General features: G+C 69.8%; 19 protein-coding genes and 1 pseudogene. 16 read left to right on the plus strand and 4 right to left on the minus strand.

The annotated features are described in order from the left end of the window. The first annotated feature begins 21 nt into the window (after positions 1 to 21). The 3 genes from ACG0Z3_RS04785 to ACG0Z3_RS04795 all read left to right on the plus strand — a co-directional run bounded on the left by ACG0Z3_RS04785 (position 22) and on the right by ACG0Z3_RS04795 (position 3,230). Complete coding sequence (locus tag ACG0Z3_RS04785) at positions 22 to 1,305, plus strand: NF038122 family metalloprotease (RefSeq protein ID WP_394395801.1); 1,284 nt, start codon at positions 22 to 24, stop codon at positions 1,303 to 1,305. A gap of 120 nt (positions 1,306 to 1,425) precedes the next feature. Further along, entirely contained in the window at positions 1,426 to 1,923 is a 498-nt protein-coding gene (locus tag ACG0Z3_RS04790) for a Dps family protein (protein ID WP_394395802.1), read from the plus strand. Then, entirely contained in the window at positions 1,920 to 3,230 is a 1,311-nt protein-coding gene (locus ACG0Z3_RS04795; RefSeq protein ID WP_394395803.1) for a hypothetical protein, read from the plus strand. The genes ACG0Z3_RS04790 and ACG0Z3_RS04795 overlap by 4 nt, the downstream gene beginning before the upstream one ends. A 6-nt stretch (positions 3,231 to 3,236) precedes the next feature. Here ACG0Z3_RS04795 and ACG0Z3_RS04800 read toward each other — a convergent pair whose 3' ends face one another. Then, the gene (locus ACG0Z3_RS04800) at positions 3,237 to 5,045 is read right to left on the minus strand and encodes a methyl-accepting chemotaxis protein (RefSeq protein ID WP_394395804.1); all 1,809 of its coding nucleotides are present in this window, start codon (positions 5,043 to 5,045) and stop codon (positions 3,237 to 3,239) included. A 158-nt stretch (positions 5,046 to 5,203) separates the two neighbouring features. Here ACG0Z3_RS04800 and ACG0Z3_RS04805 point away from each other — a divergent pair, with 158 nt between their 5' ends. After that, complete coding sequence (locus ACG0Z3_RS04805; RefSeq protein WP_394395805.1) at positions 5,204 to 6,856, plus strand: peptide chain release factor 3; 1,653 nt, start codon at positions 5,204 to 5,206, stop codon at positions 6,854 to 6,856. A 124-nt stretch (positions 6,857 to 6,980) separates the two neighbouring features. On the opposite strand, the gene ACG0Z3_RS04810 is transcribed toward ACG0Z3_RS04805, so the two are convergent. The 3 genes from ACG0Z3_RS04810 to ACG0Z3_RS04820 are packed head-to-tail and all read right to left on the minus strand — an operon-like array spanning position 6,981 to position 14,115. Then, positions 6,981 to 10,142, minus strand: coding sequence for a CHAT domain-containing tetratricopeptide repeat protein (locus tag ACG0Z3_RS04810; protein ID WP_394395806.1), 3,162 nt, complete (start codon positions 10,140 to 10,142; stop codon positions 6,981 to 6,983). 2 nt (positions 10,143 to 10,144) lie between these two features. Further along, a complete protein-coding gene (locus ACG0Z3_RS04815; RefSeq protein ID WP_394395807.1) occupies positions 10,145 to 11,083 on the minus strand; it encodes a caspase family protein in 939 nt (312 codons plus the stop codon). A gap of 2 nt (positions 11,084 to 11,085) precedes the next feature. Next, positions 11,086 to 14,115 carry a CHAT domain-containing tetratricopeptide repeat protein gene (locus ACG0Z3_RS04820; RefSeq protein WP_394395809.1) on the minus strand — a complete coding sequence of 1,010 codons (3,030 nt, stop codon included), beginning with the start codon at positions 14,113 to 14,115 and terminating at the stop codon, positions 11,086 to 11,088. Here ACG0Z3_RS04820 and ACG0Z3_RS04825 point away from each other — a divergent pair. The 12 genes and pseudogenes from ACG0Z3_RS04825 to ACG0Z3_RS04880 all read left to right on the plus strand — a co-directional run. Then, positions 14,107 to 14,247 (plus strand): annotated as a pseudogene (locus ACG0Z3_RS04825) (hypothetical protein); the annotation flags it as partial. The gene ACG0Z3_RS04820 and the pseudogene ACG0Z3_RS04825 overlap by 9 nt on opposite strands. Positions 14,248 to 14,256: 9 nt before the next feature. After that, positions 14,257 to 14,682, plus strand: a complete 426-nt coding sequence (locus ACG0Z3_RS04830; RefSeq protein ID WP_394396256.1) for a hypothetical protein — start codon at positions 14,257 to 14,259, stop codon at positions 14,680 to 14,682. Continuing rightward, positions 14,679 to 15,326 carry a hypothetical protein gene (locus ACG0Z3_RS04835; protein WP_394395810.1) on the plus strand — a complete coding sequence of 216 codons (648 nt, stop codon included), beginning with the start codon at positions 14,679 to 14,681 and terminating at the stop codon, positions 15,324 to 15,326. Before ACG0Z3_RS04830 ends, ACG0Z3_RS04835 begins: the two co-directional genes overlap by 4 nt. A gap of 75 nt (positions 15,327 to 15,401) precedes the next feature. Continuing rightward, on the plus strand, positions 15,402 to 16,037 hold the full coding sequence (locus tag ACG0Z3_RS04840) for a PEP-CTERM sorting domain-containing protein (RefSeq protein WP_394395811.1): 636 nt from the start codon (positions 15,402 to 15,404) through the stop codon (positions 16,035 to 16,037). Then, the gene (locus tag ACG0Z3_RS04845; protein ID WP_394395812.1) at positions 16,034 to 16,192 is read left to right on the plus strand and encodes a hypothetical protein; all 159 of its coding nucleotides are present in this window, start codon (positions 16,034 to 16,036) and stop codon (positions 16,190 to 16,192) included. The genes ACG0Z3_RS04840 and ACG0Z3_RS04845 overlap by 4 nt, the downstream gene beginning before the upstream one ends. Before the next feature lie 55 nt (positions 16,193 to 16,247). Then, positions 16,248 to 16,946, plus strand: a complete 699-nt coding sequence (locus ACG0Z3_RS04850) for a PEP-CTERM sorting domain-containing protein (RefSeq protein WP_394395814.1) — start codon at positions 16,248 to 16,250, stop codon at positions 16,944 to 16,946. Then, a complete protein-coding gene (locus ACG0Z3_RS04855; RefSeq protein ID WP_394395816.1) occupies positions 16,943 to 17,638 on the plus strand; it encodes a hypothetical protein in 696 nt (231 codons plus the stop codon). The genes ACG0Z3_RS04850 and ACG0Z3_RS04855 overlap by 4 nt, the downstream gene beginning before the upstream one ends. 16 nt (positions 17,639 to 17,654) lie before the next feature. Beyond that, a complete protein-coding gene (locus ACG0Z3_RS04860) occupies positions 17,655 to 20,240 on the plus strand; it encodes a hypothetical protein (RefSeq protein WP_394395818.1) in 2,586 nt (861 codons plus the stop codon). 46 nt (positions 20,241 to 20,286) lie between these two features. Continuing rightward, positions 20,287 to 22,803, plus strand: a complete 2,517-nt coding sequence (locus ACG0Z3_RS04865; RefSeq protein WP_394395819.1) for an Ig-like domain-containing protein — start codon at positions 20,287 to 20,289, stop codon at positions 22,801 to 22,803. Between the two features lie 41 nt (positions 22,804 to 22,844). Next, positions 22,845 to 23,369 carry a PEP-CTERM sorting domain-containing protein gene (locus ACG0Z3_RS04870; protein WP_394395820.1) on the plus strand — a complete coding sequence of 175 codons (525 nt, stop codon included), beginning with the start codon at positions 22,845 to 22,847 and terminating at the stop codon, positions 23,367 to 23,369. Positions 23,370 to 23,412: 43 nt separating this feature from the next. Continuing rightward, positions 23,413 to 24,147 carry a zf-TFIIB domain-containing protein gene (locus ACG0Z3_RS04875; RefSeq protein ID WP_394395821.1) on the plus strand — a complete coding sequence of 245 codons (735 nt, stop codon included), beginning with the start codon at positions 23,413 to 23,415 and terminating at the stop codon, positions 24,145 to 24,147. Between the two features lie 77 nt (positions 24,148 to 24,224). Continuing rightward, on the plus strand, positions 24,225 to 25,337 hold the full coding sequence (locus ACG0Z3_RS04880; protein ID WP_394395822.1) for a PQQ-dependent sugar dehydrogenase: 1,113 nt from the start codon (positions 24,225 to 24,227) through the stop codon (positions 25,335 to 25,337). Positions 25,338 to 25,441: the final 104 nt, after the last annotated feature.

Here is a 25,441-nt window from a genome sequence, read left to right on the forward strand (position 1 = left end):
CACCACCCCTGGGAGTTGTCCGTGAGTCGTACCCGTCTCCTGCATGCGCTCGCCGCTGCCGCCGCCATCAGCTGCGCCGCACCGGCTGTCGCCCTCGACATCGTGCTCGTCGATCCGACCAACAGTTTCGGCACCTCGCCCAATGGGGCGGAGGCGCTGCTGGCCTTCCAGAAGGCCGCGAACTACTGGAACAAGACGCTGACCAACAACGTCACTGTCAAGATCGAGATCGGCTTCAACGCGCTGGACGAAGGCGTGCTGGGTTCCACGCGCAGCTACTCCAGCATCGTCGCCGTGACCGACGTCTATCAGGGCCTGGCCAGCACCGGCACGACGGCGCTGGACGCCGTCGCCGTGGCCAATCTGTCCAAGCTCAATGCCGGCGGCGGCCTGAGCATGCGTACCAACGCCTACCTGGACGCCGTCAACAAGGTCGGCCTGCTGCCGAACGCCACCACGCTGCATGCCGGCAACGCCGGCATCAACAACTACCTGGACGTCAACCAGTCCGTCATCAAGGCGCTGGGCCTGACCGGTCAGGTCGGATCGCTGAACAAGTACGACGCCAGCATCCAGTTCAGCAACCAGTTCGCGTTCGACTACAACCCGACGAACGGCATCGACGCCGGCAAGTACGACTTCACCGCCGTCGCCGTACACGAGCTGGGCCACGCGCTGGGCTTCGTCAGTGGCACCGACACCTTCGACATCCTGGCCCACGGCACCGGCCCGCTGGCCGACCTGTTCGAGCAAGGCGCCTTCGGCACGACCGATATCACCGACTTCGCCATCGGCAGCACGCTGGACCTGTTCCGCTATGGCAACTCGGTCGGCGCCGACGGCAAGGCCGTCCTGCAATGGTCGGCCAACCGCGACGCGTACTTCTCCATCGACGGCAAGACGATGTTCGGCCGCGGCGACGACGCCTTCCAGCAGCCCGCCACGTTCTCGACCGGCGCCTACTCCGGCGACGGCGCGCAGGCCTCTCACTGGAAGGACAACATCGGCTTCATCGACCCCGACGCGCCCGGCTGCTTCCAGAGCACACGCCAGGTCGGCATCATGGACCCGACCGGTTCGCCCTGCCACACCGAGAACGTCACGCGCAACGACATCGCCGCGTTCGACGCGATGGGCTGGAACACCAACGTCGACACGCTGACCAACAAGGGCTACTCCATCAGCTCCGCCGAGATCTACGCACTGGACGGCGTGGCCGTCGCCGTGCCGGAACCCGGCACCTGGGGCATGCTGGCGCTGGGCCTGGGCGTGCTGGGCTTCGTGGCGCGCCGCCGCAAGGCCTGACCCCGGCCCCCCTTCAGCCAACCGGCCCGCCCGCGCACCGCGCCGGCGGGCTTTTTTTCGAGTCCGATGCGGTCACGGGACATCCGTTAGGCTCGCGCCATCGCCAAACGGAGCAAATGCATGGCCAAGAAATCCGCCGCCGCCCCCACCCTCAGCATCGGCATCAGTGACAAGGACCGCGCCACCATCGTGGCCGGCCTGTCCAAGCTGCTGGCCGAGACCTACACGCTGTACCTGACCACTCACAACTTCCACTGGAACGTCACCGGGCCGATGTTCAACAGCCTGCACGCGATGTTCATGGCCCAGTACACCGAGCTGTGGAACGCCGTGGACCCGGTGGCCGAGCGCATCCGCTCGCTGGGCCATGCGGCGCCCGGCAGCTACGCGCAGTTCGCCAAGCTCAGCGGCCTGCCCGACGCGCCCGCCACGCCGCCCAAGGCGATGGAGATGGTGCGCATCCTGAAGGAAGGCCACGAGGCCGTCGCCCGCACCGCGCGCGCGCTGTTCCCCGCCGTCGACAAGGCCAGCGACGAGCCCACGGCCGACCTGCTGACCCAGCGCATCACGGTGCACGAGCAAACGGCCTGGATGCTGCGAAGTCTGCTGGAAGAGTGAGCCCCCGCCCGCGCAGCGCGCTGCGGCGCGGCCTCCAGGCCCTGGCCTGGCTCACGCTGGCGCTGGTGGTGGGCAGCGTGGTTGCGCTCGCGCTGTCCCTGCAGAGCGCGCCGCGCTGGCCGGCCGCCGCCGAGGTGTCGGTGGCGGACATCGCCCGCGCCCGCGATTTCCTGCGCCGCAACGACCCGCGCCAGCCGGCGCCCGGCCCGCTGCGCACGCTCGTCACCTCGGAGCGCGAGGCCAACCTGATGCTGGGCCAGTTGGCACGCCGCGCCGCCGCCGGCGCGACGGCCCGGGTGGCGCTGGGCCATGGCAGCGCCCGCGTGCAGGCCAGCCTGCCGCTGCCGTACAGCGCCGTCACGGCCTGGCTGAACATCGACGCCTCGCTGCGCGAGACCCCAGGCCTGCCCACCGTGGACAGCCTCACCGTAGGCCGGCTGCCGGTGCCCGGCTGGGTCGCCACGCGACTGCTGCGCGTGCTGGCCGAGCGTGCCCGCCAGAGCACGCCGGAAGGCGCGCTGGCACTGAGCATGGTGCGGCAGGTGCGCCTGCAGCCGGCACGGCTGGAGGTGAGCTATGCCTGGGGCGAGGACAGCCTGCGCCGCGTGCTGGGCACGCTGTTGCCGCCCGCCGAGCAGACCCGCCTGACCGCCTACGCGCAAGCGCTGAGCGGCGCCATGCAGGCCCATGCGGCGGCCGGCGGTGACGGCAAGGCTCTGCCGCTGGAGCAGCTGCTGACCTCGCTGTTCACGCTGGCCAGCCAGCGCAGCGCCGGCGGCAACGACCCGCTCGCGGAAAACCGCGCGGCCCTGCTGACGCTGGCGCTGCAGGTCACCGGGCGGCAGCTGTCCGACCTGGTGCCGGCCATCCAGGCCGCCCCGCAGCCGCAGCACCTGCCCATCACGCTGACCGGCCGCGACGACTTCGCCCAGCACTTCCTGATCTCCGCCGTGCTCGCGCTGGAAGGCGGCGGGCCGCTGGCCGATGCCATCGGCGTCTACAAGGAAGTTGCCGACCTGCGCCACGGCAGCGGCTTCAGCTTCAACGACATTGCCGCCGACCGCGCCGGCGCGCGGCTGGGGCTGCTGGCTCGCCGCGACCCGCTGGCGCTGCAGCGGCGCCTGGCGCAGGGCGTGCGCGCGGCCGACGTGATGCCCGACGTGTCCGACCTGCCGGAGTTCCTGGGCGCTCGCGAGTTCCGCCAGGCCTACGGCGGCGTGGGCGCGCCGCCCTACCGCCGCATGCTGGCCGACATCGAGCGCCGGCTGGACGCGCTGCCGCTGCTGCGGCCGGCCGCAGCACCCTGACCGGGGTCAGGCCAGCCGGAACGCGCCCACCGCCGCCGCCAGGCGCTCGGCCTGCTGCTTGAGCGCCTCGGCCGCCGCAGCCGATTCCTCCACCAGCGCGGCGTTCTGCTGGGTCAGCTGGTCCAGGTGGCCGACGGCCTGGCTGACCTCGGCGATGCTGCCGCTCTGTTCGCTGCTGGCGGCGGCGATCTCCTGCATGATGCCGGTGACCTGGCCCACCGAGACGACGATCTCGTTCATGGTCTCGCCGGCCTCGTGCACCAGCCGCGCGCCGCTCTCCACCCGTTCCACCGACACCGAGATCAGCCCCTTGATCTCCTTGGCCGCCTCGGCGCTGCGCTGGGCCAGCGTGCGCACCTCGCCGGCCACCACCGCAAAGCCGCGGCCCTGCTCGCCCGCGCGGGCGGCCTCGACCGCGGCGTTCAGCGCCAGGATGTTGGTCTGGAAGGCGATGCCGTCGATGGTGCCGATGATGTCGGCGATGCGCGTGGAGCTGGCACTGATCTCCTGCATGGTGGTGACGACGCGCGCCACCACATCGCCACCGCGGCCCGCCACCTGCGACGCCGCGCCCACCAACTGGTTGGCCTGCGCGGCCCGCTCGGCGTTGAGCCGCACCGTGTCGGTCAGCTGCTCGGTGGAACTGGAGGTTTGCTCCAGGCTGCTGGCGGTCTGCTCGGTGCGGGCGGAAAGATCCTGGTTTCCCAGCGCGATCTCCTGCGACGCGGTGCGCACCGATTCGCTGCCGTCGCGGATCTCGCGCAGCACGTGGCTGAGCTTCTCGACGAAGGTGTTGAAGCCTGCGGCGATCTCGGCCAGCTCGTCGTCGCCGGCAGCGCTGACGCGGCGCGTGAGATCGCCGTCGCCGGAGGCCACGTCCTGCATGGCCGCGCTGAGCTGGGCCAGCCGCTGCAGCTTGCGCGCCACCAGCGCGGCCATCGTGGTCCCGGCCAGCACCAGCACCACCACCGTCGCCAGCAGCGAGCTCAGCGCCAGGCCGCGCAGCGAGGCCAGTGCCTCGCCGCGGTGCAGCGCGATGACCAGCACCCAGTCCGTGCCCTTGACGGCGGTGGCCAGCAACTCGTGGGGCACACCGTCGATGTCAGCCGCCTGCATCCGGCCGGCGCTGGCCAGCTGCTGCAGCCCCTCGACGGTCAGCCCGGCCACGGCTTCGCGGGCGGGCGTGCCGCCGCGCTTGAGGTCGGGGTGGGCAATGAAGTTGCCGTCCTTGTCCGTCAGGAAGGCATAGCTGGCCGGCGTGGGGTGGATGGACTTGACGATGCTGACGACGTTGTCCAGGAACACATCACCCGCCGCCACCGCCGTCGTCGCGCCGCCCTCCTTCAGCGCCACGGCGAAGGTCACCACCATGCGCTGCGTGGCCGCGTCCTTGTAGGGCGCCGTCAGCACGGGGCCGCTGGCGCCGGCGGCCAGCTGGTACCAGGGCCGGCCGGTGGGGTCGTAGCCGGGCGGCAGGTTCTGCGGCGCGTTGAAGACGATGCGCTTGTCCGCGTAGGCGATGTAGCTGTTGTCGAAGCCCCCCGACACCTGGGCCTGCACGAGCGCCGGCACCGGGTCGGCCTGCGCCGCGGCGGGCGCCGTGGAGCGCACCACGGCCGTCTTGCCGGCCGCCCAGTCCTGGATGGCGCGAGCCTGGGCTTGCGCCAGGTCCAGCGTGCTTTTCTGCAAGCCCTCCAGCACCTGGCCGCGCGCGGTCAGGTAGTTGGCCGCTGCCAGCGTCAGCAACCCCAGCAGCAGGGCCAGCACGGCCAGCAGCACCAGCTGCACACGCAAGGACCTGAAGTTCGTCAGCATGGGTGTTCCCTCCAGAGTGATCGGGCAACCGGTGCTTTCGCCGGGCACTGGCGGCCGACTCTAGCCAGCGCACCCGCCCCCGTCCATGGCGGCGCCGACACAGCGGCCTGCACGGGCGGGCCACGGATAATCGCGGGTTAGCCCGCCAGAAGCACCCCATGTCCGAACCCATCGCCAGCCGCATCGAGACGGAAGTCCGCCGCCGCCGCACCTTCGCCATCATCAGCCACCCCGACGCCGGCAAGACCACGCTGACGGAAAAGCTGCTGCTGTTCTCCGGCGCCATCCAGATCGCCGGCTCGGTGAAGGCGCGCAAGGCCACAAGGCATGCCACGTCGGACTGGATGGAGATCGAAAAGCAGCGCGGCATTTCCGTGGCCTCGTCGGTCATGCAGATGGAATACCGCGACTGCGTGATCAACCTGCTGGATACCCCGGGCCACCAGGACTTCTCGGAAGACACCTACCGCGTGCTGACCGCCGTGGACGCGGCGCTGATGGTCATCGACGCGGCCAACGGCGTCGAGCCGCAGACGCGGCGCCTGCTGCAGGTCTGCCGCGCCCGCAACACGCCCATCCTCACGTTCGTCAACAAGATGGACCGCGAGGTGAAGGACCCGCTGGCGCTGATGGACGAGATCGAGCGGGAGCTGGGCATGACGGTCGTGCCCTTCACGTGGCCGGTCGGCATGGGCAAGCAGTTCCACGGCGTGATGGACCTGCGCCAGCAGCGCATGCGCGTGTTCGCCGGTGGCGAGGACCGCGCCGCCGGCACCGAGGAAGTGCTGGAAGGGCTGAACAACCCGGCCTACGCGGAGCGCTTCGGCATGCAGTACGAGCAGGCCGAGGGCGAGATCGAGCTGGTGCGCGAGGCCGCCCCCGAGTTCGTCCACGGCGACTTCCTGACCGGCAAGCAGACGCCGATGTTCTTCGGCTCGGCCGTCAACAACTTCGGCGTGCAGGAAGTGCTGGACGCCCTCGTCGAGCTGGCCCCGCCGCCCGACGTGCGCCAGGCCATGCAGCGCACCGTCAAGCCGGAGGAGCCCAAGTTCACCGGCGTCGTGTTCAAGATCCAGGCCAACATGGACCCGTCGCACCGGGACCGCATCGCCTTCCTGCGCGTGGCCTCGGGCCGCTTCGAGCGCGGCATGAACCTCAAGGTGGTGCGCTCGGGCAAGACGCTTCGCCCCAACAGCGTGGTGACCTTCATGAGCCAGAAGCGCGAGCTGCTGGACGAGGCCTTCGCCGGCGACATCATCGGCATCCCCAACCACGGCGTGCTGCAGCTGGGCGACACCATCACCGAAGGCGAGGCGCTGCAGTACACGGGCCTGCCTTTCTTCGCGCCGGAAATGTTCCGCTCGGTGGAAGTGGCCGACCCGCTGCGCACCAAGCAGCTGCGCGAGGGCCTGCGCCAGCTGGGCGAGGAAGGCGCCATCCAGGTGTTCCGCCCCGAGGCCGGCAGCGTGCTGCTGCTGGGTGCGGTGGGCCAGCTGCAGTTCGAGGTCGTCGCGCACCGCCTGGAGCACGAGTACGGCTGCAAGGCCCGCGTGGCGCCGGCCCGCTACAACGTGGCGCGCTGGGTCACCTGCGACGACGCCGAGGGCCAGCCCGGCAGTGGCGAGAAGGAGCTGCGCCGCTTCATCGACCACAACGCCCACCGCGTAGCCTGGGACGCGGTCAACGCGCCCACCGTGCTGCTGGAGTACGCCGGCGAACTGCGCGCGATGCAGGAGAACTGGCCGCGCATCAAGTTCCACGCGCTGCGCGAGCACGCGGGGTTGGTGTTCCAGCAGCGCATGGAGGGCTGAGAGGCCCAGTCCGGATCGCTCTGCATGATGGACAGGCCGTTTGGCAAGCAGCTAGCGGGCCCGAGAGTGCTGCTGTATGCGGGTCGACAGACCCGGCGTTGAGGTTCAGTGCCCTGTCAAAAACCTACTGTCCGATCAACGTGTAGGCCGCCCAGACCCTCGGCGAGTTCAGCCGTGGGTCGGGATGAGCTGCGAATGCCCGCTTGGTTGTGGCCAGGGCATGCGTGATGGCTGCGGCGCCGGGCAGTTCGGTCGGCAAAGCCCTCAGGCGCCGCAGGAACGCCACTACGAACTGCGCTCCACCGGCATCGCTGACGGGCCACAGCGTGGCCAGTAGATTGCGGTTGCCCGCCACATTGAGCGCATAGGCGAAGCCGATCAGGCCTTCGCCAGCCAGCAAGCTGCCTTGGGCGGTGTCGCAACCTGACAGCACGACCAGATCGGTCCGCAGCGGGAGGGCGAACCAGTCGGCCACCGTCAACAGGCCATCGCGCTGGGGGTCCGCAGGATCCTCAGGGCTCAACACCATCGCTTGGGCCTGTGGTCGGCGGGCGTCGAAGCTGCCATGGGCAGCCACCAGCAGTTGCCGGTAGCGCGACAGATCGCCGCTGCCCGCAATACGCCGCAGCCGGCCTTCGCTGGCATCGGCGCCACTCAAAGCCAGGGCGCCCTGGGTGCGGAAGAGAGCGGTGGCCTGGCGCGCCTCAAGCTCTGCAAACGGCAAGGCAGACCAGGTGGTGCCGCCCACCGCGCCGACATTGGACGCCGCCAGGGCCAGCAGGGCCGGGCGGCTTGGCGCAGACGCCGAGCCCCGTGCCGTGGACGAGGTGCCTTGCACCATCACTGAAACCGATGGCGTCTGGCTGAAGGCCCATCGCGCCAAGGCCGGGCGGCCCGCAACGGTCAGGGTGTCCCATGGCAGGACGGCCAGAGGGCCATCGGGCGACACCAGCAGATGCCGCGGCTCGCCCAACGCTGTCAGTGCGGGCTGCAGGGGCGCCAGCAGGGCCTGGCCCAGCCGGGCACGGAGGTCACCCCCTTGCTTCTCTGAGGCCGGACCTTGGGCCAGTGTCCGATGCAGAGCGTCAATATCGGCGGCGAGGCCCGGGCCTGCGTCGGGCAGTGCCACCCAGCGCGTGGCGCCGTCGGCACGCCGCAGCAGAGCCGACCATTGATGATCCGGGCCCTGCAGGTAGTGCACCAGCACGGCGCGCGCTGGCAGCAGCCGGGCGGCGGCGATCGGATCCGTCGCCACGTCCAGCAGGCGCGCCACGCGCGGGCTCAGGCGGGCAGCCTCAGCAAGCGCCGTGTCGAGCGCTAATTGCCGCGCGGTGAGCTCCAGCAGCAAAGGCTCACGGCGCTCGCGACTGGTGGCTGCGCCAGCCTGGCTGGTCAAGTGGTTCACCTGCCCTGCCAGGCGGCGCAAGCGCGCACGCAGGTCGTCGGGCAGGTCCAACTCGGCTGCCCGATCCAGCGCTTGCTGGCGGGTCATCTGTGCCAGCAGAGCGCGGCCCTTGTGGTTCTCCAACGCAACGAAGGCCTCCTCCAGACGTCCTGCGCCTGCCAGCAATTCCACCCGGCGAGCGAGCCCCGGTTGATAGGCTGCGACGGTCTGGGCCTGAACGGCGGCGCCCAGCGGGGCCAAGGAACGCCGCAAGGCGTCAACGCCCGTGGCGAGCGCGTCGAGTTGTGCCAGCGCCTCCTCAGGCTCACCCCGCCGCGCGAGCAGCAGCCCCAAGGTGCTTCGGTTGGCCAGCACCATTTCATGACGCGGGCCGAGCTGTGTCAGCCGCAGGGCCAGCACCTCGCGCAGACCGTCGATGGCTCGCGTCAGTTCGGGTGCGCGGGCCTGCCGGGCCAAAGTCTCGAAGTAGTAGGAGCGAGCACTCAACGTGGTCGGATGGTCGGCTCCGTAGACCTGGATCATGGCATCGCGCAATTGGGCGGCCTCGTCCAGTGCGGGCGCCTGGCCCAGCATCAAGCGGTGCCGCAGGAGGTTGACCCTCGCAATCAGGGTTCGCCGGTCCCGGGCGCCGAGCTGCTGGGTCATCCGATCGATCAGTGCCGCCTGCTGTGCAAGGGCCGTAGCAACGGCTTGCTCGGAGGTCTGGCTTCCGACGCCGGCCAGCAGCAGCTCGGCCGGCCCGGCCTGGGCGGCCCAAAGCAGGCTCTCGGTATACACCCCTGCAAAGGTCACTTGGTCGGGGTGCTCGGGCCCCAGGGCGCTGGCGTCAGCCAACACGGCCGCCAAGGCTGCGGCGCTGCGACCCCACTCGCCGGACAGGCGCAGGGCCAGGGCCTGGTAATACCGCACCTGCAAGGCCTGGTGGCTGTCGGGATCCAGTACCGCCTGGGCGTCGATGGCCAGGGCGTCGAGCACGGCTCTTGCCTGTTTGGGTTGGCCGGCCTGGATCAGAGCGACGCCCAGTTGCTGGCGCGCGTCCAGGGTCGTTGGGTGTCGGGCACCCATCGCCGCCGAGCTCAGCTCGACCATCTCGGTCGCCTGCGCAGCGGCTTCATCGACGCGGCCCAAGGCGTTGAGCATGCGAACGCGTGTTCTCAGCGTGGCGCGCACGTCTTTCGCTTCGTCTCCAAGGTGTTGGCGCTGTTTGGGCAGCAACTGATCAAGCAGCGCAAGTGCCAGCGCCGGGCGCTCCAGGTTGCCGAGCACCACGGCCAGCCCCGTCTGAGCGCTGAAGATGTGTTCGGCATGGCGATCCAGACCGCCATGCGCCTGCCACAACGAAATGGCGCGCTCCAGGATCGGCACGGCCTGGGCGGTCCGGCCGACCGCGTTGTGGACCAGGGCCTGGGCTCTCAGCGCGGCCGCGAGCTGAGCCCCGGCATCGTCGCTGCCCACTGCGGACAAGGTCTGCTCGGCCCGGCGCACGGCCTCTGCCGCCGGCTCCAGGCAGGCACCACCCCGGTATGCAGCACCACAGCGGCCCACGAACTCGTTCAAGGCAGCCAAGGTCGGCGCCGCCTGCTGGCCGAGTTGCGCCTCACGCAGGCGCCAGGCCTCCTCTGCGCTGTCGGCGGCCGATTTGCGCTGCCCGAGTTCGCCCTGGACCTTGGCCGCCAGCAGCAGCAGGTCGGCGCGCTGCAGCGGTGCAGTCTGGGCGACCAGAGCTTCGGCCACCAAACGCTCGGCCTTGGCAAACTCGCGCTGAGCCTGCAGCGCGTTGACGCGGGTGATCAGTTCGGCATCAGCATGGGCGGGAGAAGGCCGTGCGACCACCAGCAAGACACTTGGAAGCACGAGGTGGTTCAGACGGCGCAGGTTCATGTTCAGGGTCTTCCTAGGTCGGGTCGGCGCTCCAGTGCTCCCACGAACTCAGGCGTCGGGAAGGGCCTGTCGCCGTAGCCCTGCCGGACGCCGGCGGCCAGGCTGGCAAAGGTGGCAGTCTGCGGCTCGGCCAGCCATTGCGGCACCGCCAGCGCGAGCCGGTGGGTGAAGAGACCGTACAGGCGCGTCTCGGCGGGCGCAGCCGGGTCAGGCAGGCGCTCTTCGATCGCACCCTCGCCCTCCTGCGCTGCGTAGAAGCCGACGAACTGTCCATGGCCTGGCACCGTGGCAGTGCGGCGACGGGGCGAGGCCGAGAGGCCGCGCTGCCACTGCTTGAGCCAAAGTGGCAGCGGGATGCTCAAGTCGGCAGGGCTGGCGAAGCGCCACAACGGGCCGCGCCCGGAGCCCGCCTGGCGTGTCATGTCGGCCGCATGGCAGGTGTCGAAGATGGCCCAAACGTGGGCACCGCGTGCCCTGATGCGATGCAGGGCGGCAGCGATGTCCTTGTCGCGCAGGGCTCCGCGCACCTCGCGGCGCTCGGGATCCCAGGCTTCGGTGTCGCGCGGCAGGAAGACCTCATCCAGGCCGTCGCCCTCCCGGCCGCTGCGCGCCGGAACCTGCGCCCCGTGGCCTGAGAAGTAGACCAGCAACCAATCTCCCGGCCGGGCGCTGGCGGCCAGGGCTGCCAGCGCCTCGACGATTCGGGCCCGCGTGGGCGGCAATGCGTCCTCGGCCAGGCGTGTGAGGTGCTCAGGCGCCACCCCGAGGGCCTCGACCGTGCGCGCCATCAGGGCCACGTCGTTGGCGGCGCCGGGCAAGGCCTTGCCGTTCAGCCGGGGGTAGACGCTCACGCCCACCAGCAAGGCATGCGCGATGCGGGGGCCGGCCTTGACCAGTGCGGGCCAGGCGCAGAGGGCGGCGAGGGCGTCGCGGCGTTGCATCGTCAGGCCCCGTAAAGCACAAAGCCCGCCCAGTGCCGCGGATGGCGCAGGCGTGCATCGCGGTGCTGCATGAATTCGCGCTTGGTCTGGGCCAGGGCCTCCGGATGGCGCTGGCCAGCACGCACGCGGGCAAAGAAGCGGCTGACAAACCATGCGGTCTCACGGTCTGCCACCGGCCAGAGCGTGGCCAGCGTGTTGGCATTGCCGGCCACCATCAGGGCGTAAGACAAGCCCACCAGCCCATCTCCACTGACAACCCGCCCACGGGCGGTGTCACAGGCCGAGAGTACGACGAGCTCGCTGCCCAGGCGCAGCGGCAACCATTCGGGCACCGAGACGAAGCCGTCTCGCTCGGGGCTGTGACCGTCGGGCTTGAGGACCAGGCTGGAGAACTCCGGTCGCTGCGGGTCGAAGTAGCCGTGGGCGCTGAAGAGTACGTAGCGGAACCTGGCCAGCTCTCCTGTGGCGGACAGCGCGCGCAGCCGGGTCTCGGTGGCGTCGTCGCCCTGGATCTTTTGCACTTGCCCGGCGGGGAAGAGCGCGGCTACCTGGTCCATCTCGACCTGGGCAAAGGGCAGTCGCGGCCAGCTCAACGCGGCCAGCGAGGCGGCGCCCTCTTCGGCCGTCTGGCCGCTGCGCAGCAGGCTGGAGCGGCGGCCAACGCGGCCGCGATCGGTTCCGGCCAGCGCAAGCGGATAGCTCGGGGCGCCCAGGGCGAGCAGGCTGAGCGGCGAGGCCTCGCTGCGCGCGACGAGGCGCTCCTGCACGCGCTGCAGCACGGCCAGGCTGTGCACCAGTTGAAGCTGGGTGGTCTGACCCCAGGGGCGCCCCTGCCAGGGTAGCGCGTCCCAGGGCAGCAGCCACAGCGGGCCATCCGGCGCGATCAGGACCTGGCTGCCGACAGGCAGGTGGGCCGCCAGGGGCTGCAACAGCCGGGCCGACAGCACGGCGCCGAGCTCGGTAAGGGCCTTGGCATCCCGACGTTCGCCGGAGACGAGCTGGCGCAGACGCTCCACCTGCGGCCCCAGGTCCGGCTGAGCGCCGAGATCGACCCAACGCAACTCGCCCGTGGGCGCCAGCACGGCAGCACTGAGCTGCTGTCTGGCGTCAAGCATGAAGCTGAGATAGCGCTGATGGGCCTGCAGCAGGCGCGCACCCTCAGTGGCGCCGAGCGTGGGTGGTCGTGTCAACTGCGCGTAGCGGGGGGAGGCCTGAGCCAATTCGGCCTGGCGCTGGTACAGGGCCCGGCTCAGTGCCGTGGCGCGGTGGAGCAGGGCGGGACGCTCGGCAGCCGGCACGCCCTTGGCGAGCAGAGCACTGGCTTCAGCCAGCTCGGCCTGCTGCTGGCGCAGCGCGGTGAGGTCCGCCTGCGGCAGGGCGGCCTGCGCGGCAGCGTCTCCCTGAGCCATCTGCTCGACAAGCACGCGGGCCTTGAGCGTCTCGCTCAGGCGAAACGCCTCGCGCGACTCCGCATCGTTGCCGCTCTCGCGCAGGTGCGCGATCAGGGGCTGGTAGCCGTCCATCATGCTGCGCAGCCACACGCGCCTCAAGGCATCGGGCAGCTCGGTGGTGTGCAGCCGCTGTCGCTCTACAGTCTCGATCACCTGGCGCAGGGTGGCCATGGCTGCCGGCCGGTCACCAAGCGCGGCTTGCGCCCGCGCCAGGCCTAGCAGGCTCTCACGGCCATACTTGCTGCCTGACTGCCCGAGCGCCTCGTGCCCTCGGACGGCCGCCTGCCCATGCGCTTCGGCCTGCACCCATTGCCCCTGTCGGGCCAGCACCTGCCCCATCAGCACATGAGCGCGCAGAGCATAGGGGTTGAGCTCACTGCCGCTGCGCTCGAAGTGCGCCAGCAAACCGGTGAGCAGAGCCGTGGCGCGGGCCGTCTGCCCGTCGTCGATCAGGCCGCTGGCCAGGTTCACCCGCGCCACCTGCGCATAGGGGTGAGATGGGCCGAGGGCTTGCTGCGCGTGGCGGTCGGCCGTTTCAAAACTGGCGAGTGCCGCAGCCAGCCGACCAGCGGCCTTCTGCATGCTGCCGTAGCTGGTCAAGGACAGGGCCGTATCGCCATGGGCTGCGCCCAAGGTCTTGAGGCGCCCCTGCCAGGCAGCGCGGGCCATGGGCTCGGCCTCGGCCAGGCGCCCCATCTCGAACAGTGCCACGGCATAGTTGGACTGCGCGCTCAGCGTGTCGGCATGCAGCGCTCCGCTCACCGTCAGGTGGGTTCTGAAGGCGCGCTCGTGGGCGTGCAGGGCCTCCTGCCACTCGCCCAGCCAGGTCAACGTGACCCCGAGGGTCATCAAGGTGCCCAGCGTGGCCGGATGCTGTGCCCCGAGCATCCGCTCCTGTCGCGCCAACAGGACTTTCCCGTCGGACTTCACCGCCGCAAGGCGTCCGAGCTGCGCCAGAGAGATCAGCCGCATGGTGCCGTCCTCGAATGTGCGGACATCGTCCGCACCATGCACCTCGGCCCTGAGGGCAAGGGCCTCTTCCCGCAGAGGCAAGGCTTCGGCAGGACGGCCGAGCTCCGTCAGCGCAGAGCTCTGCAGCGCCAGCAGTGCGATGCTGCGGGGGTCGCGTTCGCCCCAGTCCCTGCGGGCCTGCGCAAGCGCTCGCACGGCCAGAGCGAGTGCGTCAGCGGGCTGACCGACGTCCATGAGGCGGACGATCTCCACTTCCTCCTGCGCCACGGGCACCGGGTTGGTGGACGCCTGCGCCAGGGCCACCGCCCAGGCCACACCCAGGATCATCAGTCCCAAGCCCCTCCTGCAGCACGTGCTTGCCGTCATGCTCTGCAGCCGCGCTTCGACAGCGGCCCCCCCTAGATGTTTGGCGCGCATGTTGCCACGCGACACTGCCAGACCGGCGCGCTGACAATTCGCGCCCGACACGATCTTCCTTCGCCAAGCAACTTTCCAGCGCCCCGCACGATTTGCATGCAGCGTCCTCTGTTTGATTCCCTGGCCTTTCTCGAAGCCCTGTCGCAAGGCGGGATCGTGGCCGAGCGGGCCGCCCGAGCGCTGATGCGGCATTACCGTCCGCTGTTGAAAGCGGCGCTGGTCAAGGCCGGCGTTGATGCCCGCGAGCGTGAAGACCTGGCCAGCGAGATCTTTTTCAAAGTCGTGACCCAGGCCCATGCGGTGCGCGCGCCCGAGGCCTTCCACAGCTGGCTGATGCGTATCGCCCAGCACGAGATCGCGGCGCATTGGGGGCGCCAGGCGAAGGAGCGCGCCGTGTTCGCGCCGCCACCGGCCCCGCCCGCCCACGAATCTGCCGACGACACCCTCGCCTGGCTGGCCCAGATGCCCGATGCCCAGGCCTCCGACCCCATCCTGGCGCGCTGCCTGCTGGGCCAGCTTGCGCGCTACAAGCAGGAGGCCCCGGCCGATTACGCCTGCATCGAGCTGCTGGCCCAGGGCTATGAGGACGAGGAGATTGCCCTCAGCATGGGCCGCCAGCCCGGCGGCATCCGCCAGCACCTCAGTCAGTGCTGCGCGGCGCTGATGCGCCTGCTGCGCCACTGCCTGGAGGGCGGCCGCACCCACAACTGGGCGCCCAAGCGGGGCCAGGCCAAGCCCAAGACCGGGAGCGATGCATGAAGCCCGACACGCAAGACCGACTGCTGGCCGCACTGCGCGGTGAGGCCGCCGAGCCTGGCGCGACTGATCCGAGCAGCCGCGCCGGGCGGCAGCTGCGCCGCCTGCTGCTCGACGAGTTGCAGGCCGATCAGCAGACCCAGGCCCTGGCCCGCGGGCAGACGGTCGCGGCCGCCGACGAGGCCCTGATCCAGCGGCTTCGCGCTGCCGGCGCCTTCCAGGCCACAGGCCGGCGGTCGCGCTGGCACGTGCTGGCGCAGCGCTGGTTGAACCTGCGAGGGTGGTTGGCCCTGCCGACCCTGGCCACGGCACTGGGCATGACCTTCGTGCTGCTGCGCCTGCAGCCTCTGCCCCCTGCGGACGACGGCGCCACCCAGTGGCGCGGCGCGATCGCCGTCCAGCAGGTCCAGGCGGCCGACCCCGCCGCCTGGGCGACCGAACTGCAGGCCGTGTTTGCCCAGCACCAGCAGCCCGTGCGCCGGGTGGCCCTGCCGCAGGGCGCCGGCATCGAGCTGCAAGCCCGCGTGCCCGCCGATGCGACGGCGCTACGCGCAGCATTGGTGGAGCGCCACGTGGTCGTGCCGGCCAACGGCCAGCTGTTGCTGCGGGTTGTTCCCACCCTGCAAACAGGGGGCCAAGCCCGCTGACAGATCGGCCACGCGGCCTTCCTCTCCGGTACCAGCCCCATGTCGCCGACGTGGGGCACCCACCGGAGGAGATCGATGCGCATCCATGCAGGCCTGCCAGCTCTGGCCTTGAGTGTGGGGCTGAGCTTGACAGGCACGGCCCATGCCATCACCTACAGCGTGGACGCGGGTGAGCTGGCTCTCAACAGCCGTTTCAACCAGTTCTACAGCTACTACACCGAGACGTCGGACGGTCAGCTGCAGGCGGCCGCCTTCTACTACGCCGAGTCGCATCGGTTCGCGCAGTCCGCCGAAACCGCCACCATCGCGCCCGGCGAGGTCCACCGCTTTGAATGGTTGTTCTCGGTCAGCCAGGCCACCACGCTGTCCGAGAACATCAGCGGCCTGGGTTTCGCGCAGTCGCCGCTGAGCGTCCAGCTGATGCAGGGCGACACCGTGCTGATCACGCTGCAACCCAAGGCCGGCCAGGCTGGGTTGGGCGTCAACTACGCCTTCCCGACCACGGCACTTGCCGCCCAGACGCCCTACCGCCTGCTTGTCTCCATGCAGGGCCCGACCGAGCTGGACCAGGGCTTTGCCTGGGGTGCCCTCATGGCGCTCGACGTGTCGGCCCCCGCCCCCTTGCCCGTCCCCGAGCCCGCCTCGGCCCTGTTGATGCTGGCCGGCCTGCTCGGGCTGCCTCTGCTGGCACGTCGCCGCCGCGCCGCATGAAGCGCATCCCGCACCTGCTGGGCCTGAGCCTGGCCTTGCTGGCCGCACCGTGGGCCAGCAAGGCCGACACCGTGCGGACCTCGTCCTACTGGCAGCTGGCCATCGGCGGCGTCGACCCGGAGACCGGCGCGCCCACAGGCTTGCTCATCGAATGACTGGATGCGCCCGACACCGCGCCCGCCACTGATTCCACCTCCACCACCCCACACCATGACCCTTCGCCCCTTCGCCCTGTTCATCGCCCTGGGCCTGGCCCTGTCCACCCAGGCGGCCCAGGCCACCAGCTTCGAGCTGGCCCCCGACCCAGCCCTGCCGCAGCCGGCACTGGCTGGCAACTTCCCCAAGGCCGGGGATCTGTGGCGGGGCATCGCCCAGTCGTTCACGGCACTGGATGCCCGCACCAGCTTCAGCGCGCACTTCGTCGGCCTGGTGGATGAGACCGTGGCCGTCGAGTTGACGCTGCTGGCCGGTGAGCTCGACGCCAGCGCCGTGCTGACGCGCACCCGGGCCTGGCTGCCCGCCGGCGCGGTGGCTCGCCAGGAATGGCTGGCGTTCGATCTCAGCGCCGTCGCGCTGACACCCGGTGCCCGCTACACCGCGCTGCTGACCCTGCCGGGCGCTGAGCTGCCGGCGCCGGAGCATGAGTCCGGCGTGGCGTTCAGCGTGGGATGGATGACCGGAACTGCCCAGCCTTACGCCGACGGCGCCCTCTTCGCCTATGGCAGTGGCGGCAGCCACGCGCTGACGGTGATCGATGGGTTTGAGGCGGACATGGCCTTCCGGCTCGACGCGGCGACGGCCCCCGTGCCCGAACCCGCCAGCGCTGCGCTGCTGCTCGGCGGCCTGCTGGGGCTGGCCGGCTGGCAGCGCGTACGCGCCACACCCATGACCCGGAGCACCGACGCATGAAAGCACTGATCCCGGCCGCCCTCGCCGTGCTGCTCGTCGCACCTTTGGTCGCCAGGGCCGAACTCGTCATCACTGACTGGCAGACTGCCGGCGACCAGGCGCTGATGTGGGACACCGTCAGCAACCGGGAGTGGTTACGGCTGGACCACACGGCCGGACTGAGCTACCAGCAAGTGGGCGCGCAGCTGGGTGCTGGCGGTGCCCTGAGTGGGTTCACCCAAGCATCGGCTTTGGACGTCGGGCTCCTGTTCGACAACGCAGGCCTGGTGCCTTCCTACCCGGCACCGGACGCTGCGGCCAAGCTCTTCGTCTCTCTTTGGGGGCTGACCACCTGGGACGAAGCCAGTGGCTACACCACAGTCCGGGCCATCACTTCGGAGTGGTACGAAGAGGCCGCCACGCTGATCGCTGCACAGACTGCAAGCACGGTAGTAGCAGCCACCGGCAGCCACTATCAGTACGTGGCCATGGTGGCCTACGGCGGGCTGGTACCTGATAGGCCCAGCTGGTCCAACACGACTGGCACCACGATTTCAGGGAGCGAAGCACGCGCCGACACCGGCTCCGCGCTGTGGCGCCTGCGTGCCCAGGACGCCCCCGCCACGCCGCTGCCCCTGCCGGGTTCGTTGTCCCTGGTCGCATTGGGGCTGCTGGCTGCCGCTGGCGGCAGCCAGCGCCGTGGAGCGCGCTGAAGAACACAAGAAGCCCATGAACAAGAAGATCGCTGTCATCAAACCCGCCCTCCTGCCCATCTCGCTGGCCGCAGTGCTGCTTAGCGCCTGCGGTGGCGGCGGCGGCTCGGAGGCCCCGGCAAGTCCTGTCTCCATCCAAGGGCGGGTCGCCGACGGCTACTTGCGCGGGGCAACCGTGTTCTGGGACTGCAACGGCAACCAGTCGGCGGACAGCAACGAGCCCAGCACAACAACGGCTGCACACGGCGCCTACGAATTGGCCGTGGCGCCCTCCGCAGCCTGCCAGCTGATCGCACACGTCGGGCCTGATGCCATCGACGAAGACCAGCCGCTGCAGACCGTGGGGCTGAGCTACACACTGCTGGCCGCGCCCGGCCGACACGAGTTCATCAGCCCGCACACCACACTGATCGCCGGGCAGCTGCGGATCGGCGCCGCCAAGTCAGTGGAAGAGGCCGACGCCCTGGTGATCAAGCAACTGGGGCTGCCGGCCTCGGCGCTGAGCAACTACCTGCCCGCCACGACAGACGCCCAGCGGCAGATGCACTCGCTGGCCCAGCAGGCGCGCGAGCTGCTGCAGCAGGGCAGCGGCAAGCCTGACGAGATGGCCAAGGGCGCGCTGACCGCGCTGGGCGAACGGCTGACCGTGCCAGGCGTGCGGGCCAGTGCGCTGCTGGGGCTGCTGCCCTACGACTACCGGCCCGGCTGCCTCAGCTGCACACTGGCCGAGTGGTTCCAGCCCAACGAGAACCACCGCGCGCTGCGCGCCGTCAACAGTGCCGACGCGGCGGACAACGCCGCGCTGGACGGCGTGGCGGATCTGATCAACCAGAAGGGCATGGTGCGCTACGGCACGACGCTGGTGTGGGACCAGCTGGACGACGCGTCGCTGCAGCAGGCGGCGATGGCCATCAACAAGCGCGAAGGCCTGACGCGCGACCCGGCGATGCGCGCGCGGATCGAGAAGTACCGCCAGGAGCGCATGGCGCTGGAAGCGAGCGCCGGCAAGGCCTTTGCCGAGATCACGGAATACCGCCTAGGGCGCAGCATCAAGGACTTTTTTGTCAGCGATCCAGACGCGTTCTTCAATTTCGCACTTGAAGACGCGACGATTGCGGCCAACGTGGCCATCGACGTCATGGTCATCGGGACGCCGGCACGCAAGCCAGGGCGCCCCTCAGCCAAGCTACTGGCTTGGCGAAAGAAGAACGCCGCAGACCTGAAGAAGATCGACGCCGTCTTCAAGAACTCACTGTTCGGCCTTAAGGCGACGAAATGCTCCAAGGCAATGGTCGACCTCGAGAATGCGCCGCCCGAGGAGCTCGTCGATTCGGCCGTTTCGCTGGTCGCTGGTTGCGGCGACTTCCTGCTGGGCGGCATGACGGAAGTTCAGCGCATCAGCAAGTCGCGCAAGACCGCTACCGATGCCAGCCGGATGCTGCTGACCAATGGTGCCGGCGTCTATGACGGGCTGACCGAAGAGCAGCTGAACCTGGCCTTGACGAAGCGGATCGTCGCGGCGTCGGACAGCCTGATCCAGGGCGTGGCCTTGATGGCGCCCAACGCGGCAAGCGAGAAGGTCTTTGCATGGCTGGACCTTGGCGTGCAGACAGCTAGCGCGTTCATCGCCGCCTGGGAGCTGGAGATCGCCTCCACGAAGAAGCTGGACGAAGTCCACAAGGCCGCCACAGATCGTTTGATACAAGAGGTCGACAAGGCCCGGCGCAGCTACTTCATCGCCTACCTGAGCCTGTTCTCCGGCTACTTCCGGGTTGTCGACACGGCTCAGGCCTCCTGGGTCAGCGGCGTCACCGGCACCGCCGACGGTTCGGGATGGCTGCTCGACGTGCAGGGCCGGCAGCTTCCTGCCGCCGCCCTGCCCATCACCCTGGACGGCCAGGCCTGCGCATTGGCCGGCACCGCCACGGCCACGGCGCACCAGTACCGATGCACGGCCGCCGCGCCCGGCACGCGCGAGGTGGCACTGACAGACGCCGACGGCCCCGCCGGGCTGCCGCGCAACGTGACGCTGCAGGGCTCGGCACCCGGCGTGTGGACGGGCTGGGACGGCAAGAAGTTCGTCACCAGCGAGGTCACCCTCAGAGACGGCTATGTCACCAAGACCACATCCAACTGGGGCTCTCTGCGCCTGCGCCTGGCCACGGCCGTGGACGGCGACAACTTCCGGCTGGAGCTGCGTGCGAAGAACGACCCGTTCCTGGGCGGCACACCGGCCTATGACCTGGGCTTCGCACTGAGCAACGACTTCTCTTCCGGCAAGTTCACCTCCACGGGCACCGAGGAGCCGACCCGCCAGGTGTCGTTCACGATGACCAACGGCTACTTCCGCGACTTCTTCATCGTCAACAGCGACGCCAGGGACTCAGGCTGGCTCAGCCAGTCCGGCGCCGTGAGCACCACGGGATGGCGCCACTACGTGCTGGAAACCCGGGACCGGACCGTCAGGCTCCACGTCGACGGCGTGCTCACCTACAGCCACCCTTACACCGGCAACGTCGGCCCACTGGACACCTTCGTCATCGGCGGCAAGAACAACCTGCAGATGGAAGTGACGAGCCTCAAGTTGACGTCCGGCCGATAGACCCTCGCGCCTGCCTGCGTGGCAGATCGCCCCAGAAAGCACCGACATGAAAAGACCCTTTGCCGTCATCACCCCCGCGCTGATTCCGAGCGCCCTCGCCACGCTGCTCACCGCCTGCGGCGGTGGCGGGTCGTCGAGCCCCGCCGAGCCGCCCAAGCCGGCGGCCGTTGTCGTCACGCCGGCCGCCGACACGGCCACGCTGCCGTGGAACCTGCCCGGCACGATCAAGGTGCTGGCCAACGACACGGCCAGCCGCGGCGCGCTGACGCTGTCGGCCGTGGGCACACCGGCCAACGGCACGGCCAAGCTCGTCGGCAACGACGTGGAGTACACGCCCAAGGCCGACTTCGTCGGCACCGACACCTTCAGCTACACCGCCAAGGCCGAGGACGGCGTGACCGCCAACGGCACGATCACGCTGACCGTGCAGGCCGCGCTGACCCTCAAGGGCGTGGTGACCGACGGGCCGATTGCCAACGCGGCCGTCACGGCCAAAGTTGGCACGCAGAGCTTCACCACGACGGCAGACGCTCAAGGCGCGTACAGCCTGGCCGTGACGACCTCGACGCCCGCCGACGCGGTGCAGCTCAGCGCCAACGGCGTGGGGGCGCAGTCGCACGTGAAGCTGACGGCCACGCTGGGCGACCTGGCCAGCCTCTACAAGCAGGCCGACAAGGCCGGCGTGCTGGCCGGCGCCGGCGTCACGCACTACTCGACGGCGCTGGCCGCGCTGCTGGCCGACGCCAACGCCGGCCAGGCGCCGGCCACGGTGGCCAAGGTGGCCGAACTGGGCCGCAGCGTCGCCCCCGAGCGGCTGCTGGAGCTGGCCACCGCGATCAAGCTGGTGGTGGACAAGGGCGTGCCCCTGCCCACGGGCGTGGCCGACACGAGCGCGCTGGTCGCCAACCCCGGCACGTCGACCCAGCTGCAGGCCTTCATCACCCAGCAGCAGACCGCCAACGCCGCCCAGCTGGCCGCGACGCGCGACGAGGTGCTGGCCGCCGCCGGTGTGCCGGGCGCCAGCTTCGCGCCGACGGTGGCGACGCAGCGTTTCTTCTACGTCACCCAGCTCGGCGCCATCGGGGCGACGCAGGTGGTGTTCCAGCCTGACGGCACGGGGCGCCTGACCACGCAGGAGGCAGACAGCACCGGCAAGTGGAGTTTTGATGCCACGCTGGGCGACGTCGTCTTCAGCCTGGACACGCCGCGCAGCAACACCGGCACCGCGACGGACCCGGCCACCGGGCAGATCTACGAGGTGCGCCAGGACATCGACCTCTACCGCCTCAAGCAGATCGCGGGCGATGCCCAGACCGGCTCGGCCGTGATGCAGATCCGTGCCCGCACCGAGATCCTCAGCGGCGCGCGCAAGGGCGAGACCCAGACCCTGTGGAGCAACGCGCTGCACAAGTTCACGACGCAAGCGCAGATGACGCCCTTCAAGGCCAGCGAGTTCAGCGCCGGCATGAAGTTCGCCGGCATCGCACCGCTGGCCGACATCGGCCTGTCCTTCAACACCCGCAGCGGCGCCGACATCCTGGAGCTGACCGGCGCCACCACGGCCCGCCTGCTGCGCAGCGGCGAGCAGCTGGCCTGGAAGGTCGGCGACGACGGCGCGCTCGTCATCGGCCAGGGCGACCTGGAACGCCGCTACTACGACCTGGGCCTGCCCGACGGCTTCAATGTGATCAAGTGGCTGGCGGTCAAGACCATTCGCGCCGGCGCGCTGCAGAGCGTGGACGTGGTGCCTGCCACCAGCCTGGACGACGGTGGCTTCGTCGGCACGCTGCTGGGTCCGCGCTGGGCCGCCCAGCTGGGCCGAGTCACGACGTCCGGCGTGGGGTCAGGGCTGGACTACGTCTTCCAGCAGGATGGCAGTGGCCAGCGCTTCTCGGTGAACCTCGTCAACGGCACCGAGACGGCACAGAACCTGCGCTGGAGCGCCGACTGGGCTCGCGGCAGCGCGCTGATCAGCACGCTGACCGGCAACGGCACGGTCTCCAACATCCGCGAATGGCGCCCGCTCAACAGCGACGCCACGGGCAGCTGCTTCAGCGTACTGGAACAGGTGCGCACCGCCCAGGGGATTGCGTCCGGGCCCTGGCGCCTGAACGTGCTGACGCGCGACCGCTGCAGCGGTGGCAGCACGGCGCCAGCCACGCCGGCTGCGCTGGGCACGCTGGTCAGCAGCAACGGTGAGAAGTTCGCGCTGCGGGTCAGCCTGACGCTGGACGCCAAGGGCCTGATCACAGGGGGCGACTACGACTTCCACACCACCAAGGGCACGCTCACCCCCTGCACCGCCACACCCGACAACACCGGCCCCAACGGCAGCTGCTTCGGCAGCAACAACAGCATCAGCACCAGCAGCCAGAGCGGCGCGATCCCGCGCACCGGCACCACCACCGCCATCACGCTGGACGTCGGGCCGGACAGCTGGGGCTACCGCTTCACCGGCACGCTGACCGGCAAGGTCTGGAGCGGCAGCTTCACCAAGGCCAGCACCGCCAACTCGGCCTACACCGACACGGGCACGTTCTCGGTCGAGGTCAGCATCCCCTGACGCCTCGCGGCCTCCACCTTCAACCACCCCTCGGGAACACCATGTCACTCAAGACCGCCATCGCCGCCCTGGCACTCGCGCTGGGGCTGCCGGCCCAGGCCGTGCAACTCCCCAGCGACCCATCCCGGCCGCTGATCCTGAATTTCGACTTCACGGAGTTTTCGCCCACGCCGCCGTATGGTTCTGTGGCTTTCAGGCTGTCTTACGAAACCAGCGGAACGCCAACAACGATTCACTTCGTCTGGTTTGACGGCCTTGATGGCAGCGGGTCTTCGTATGACGTCACGCTGCCATTGGACTTCTACACGGCCTTCTCGTATCCAGGCTTTTCAGCTGGCTGGACGGGCCTCACTGACGGCACGTTCTCGATGGGCTTGTACGACCCCACGGGCCTGGCCTCGGTCACGGACTTTCAAGCAATGGGCGTTCGCTCCGTGGCTGGCCAAAGACTCACGACACCCGTTATCGCTCACTCGCTCACGCCCGTCCCCGAACCCACCTCCGCCGCCCTGCTGCTGGCCGGTCTCGCAGGCCTGGCCTGGCGCCGCCGGGCGCTGCGCGGCTGAGCCGGCAAACGCTGGGCGCGGGGCGGCCCTCTAGGATGCGGTGATGCCCACCGCCCCCACCCGCCCCTGCCCCTCCTGCAGCAACGCATTGCAGGTGCGCACGCTGCCCGCCCAATACGGCAGCGAGGTGGAGATCGACTTCTGCTTCGGCTGCCACGGCCTGTGGTTCGACCAGATGGAGAACCTCAAGCTGTCGCCGACGGCCGTGGCCACGGTGTTCAAGGCCATGCACCAGCACCGCGACGCACCGCGCACGCCGCTGGCCCCGCGGCTGGCCTGCCCCACCTGCCAAGACCCGTTGGTGCAGGGCTTCGACGTCGTCAAGAGCGGCCGCTACATCACGCACCGCTGCGCCAGCCGGCATGGCCGCTTCAGCAGCTTCTCGTCCTTCATGATCGAGAAGGGCTTCGTGCGCCAGCTGACACGGCCCGAGATCGCCGACATCGCCGCCAAGGTGGGAGCCATCCACTGCAGCGCCTGCGGCGCGCCGGTGGACCTGCGCAAGGAAGACGCTTGTTCGCACTGCCGCACCGCGCTGTCGCTGCTGGACCCGCTGGCGGTCGAGCGGGCGCTGCAGACCTACGCACAGGCGCCGGCACAACCCGACTGGGGCAACGCAGGTGACGTGGCCGATGCCATCGTGGCGCTGGAGAAGGAACGCTCGCGCCAGCAGCGCACGCAGCCGGGCGCAGCGCTGGCCCTGCCCACTGGGGGCGTGCTCGGTGTGGACCTCCTGAGCGTGAGCCTGGGCCTGCTGGCCCGCCTGTGGGACGACTGAAAGTCCGCGCGACCCCGCGGATTTCGCGGGGCTGCGATGATGCGCGCCCCCTCTTGCAGCCCCTGCCAACCGCCATGATGAGCCCGCGCCTTCGCCCCGTCCTGTCCGCCTTGCCTCTGCTGCTGAGCCTGGGCCTCGCACACGCCGCACCGTCGCTGGAAACCGTCGTTGACGGCCTCAAGACGCCTTGGGGCCTGGCCTTCCTGCCCGACGGCCAGCTGCTCATCACCGAGCGCGACGGCACCCTGCGCACGGCCAAGGCCGGCGCCAAGCCCAGCGCGCCCATCCAGGGTGTGCCGGCGGTCGACGCGGTCGGCCAGGGCGGCCTGCTGGACGTCGTCACCGACAGCGATTTCGCCCGCAACCGCACGATCTACTTCTGCTACGCCGAGCCCGGCGCCGACAAGACCAATGGCACCGCGCTGGCCAGCGCCAAGCTCAGCGCGGACAACCGCCGGCTGACGGACGTGAAGGTCATCTTCAGCCAGAAGCCCAAGATGGAAAGCCGGCTGCACTTCGGCTGCCGCATCGCCGAGGCGCCGGACGGCAAGCTCTTCCTGAGTCTGGGCGAGCGCTACAAGGGCATGCAGCAGGCGCAGACGCTGGACAACCACTTCGGCAAGATCGTGCGCATCGGCAAGGACGGCAGCGTGCCGGCCGACAACCCCTTCGTCGGCACCGCCGGCGCGCTGCCCGAGATCTGGAGCCTGGGCCACCGCAATTCGCAGGGCCTGGTGCTGGACGACAAGGGTCTGCTGTGGGAACACGAGCACGGCCCGCAGGGCGGCGACGAGCTCAACCTCATCAAGCCAAAGCTGAACTACGGCTGGCCCGTCATCACCTACGGCGAGAACTACGGCGGCGGCAAGATCGGCGACGGCCTTGCCGCCAAGGCAGGCATGGAGCAGCCCAACGTGAAGTGGGTGCCTTCCATCGCGCCGGCGGGCCTGGCCAAGCTCAAGAGCGCGGCCTATGGCACGTCCTGGCAGGGCAGCTTCTTCATCGGCTCACTGAAGTTCGGCCATCTGGAGCGCGTGAAGCTGGGCGCGGATCACCGCGTCGTCGAACAGGAACGCCTGTTCCCTGACACCGGCCGCATGCGCGACGTGCGCGAAGGCCCCGATGGCCTGCTCTACCTGGTGCTGGAAGGTGCGGGCAAGGTCGTCCGTGTGGTGCCGGCCGCCCGGTGACGAAAGCCCTGTAGGGCGGGTCGTGACCCGCCATTCGGCGGCAGGTGTGCAGCGCCTCCTGCCAAGCGGCGGGTCATGACCCGCCCTACGCGAAGGCCCGCGCC

The organism is Pelomonas margarita (assembly GCF_043555875.1).
GTDB lineage: Bacteria > Pseudomonadota > Gammaproteobacteria > Burkholderiales > Burkholderiaceae_C > Pelomonas > Pelomonas margarita.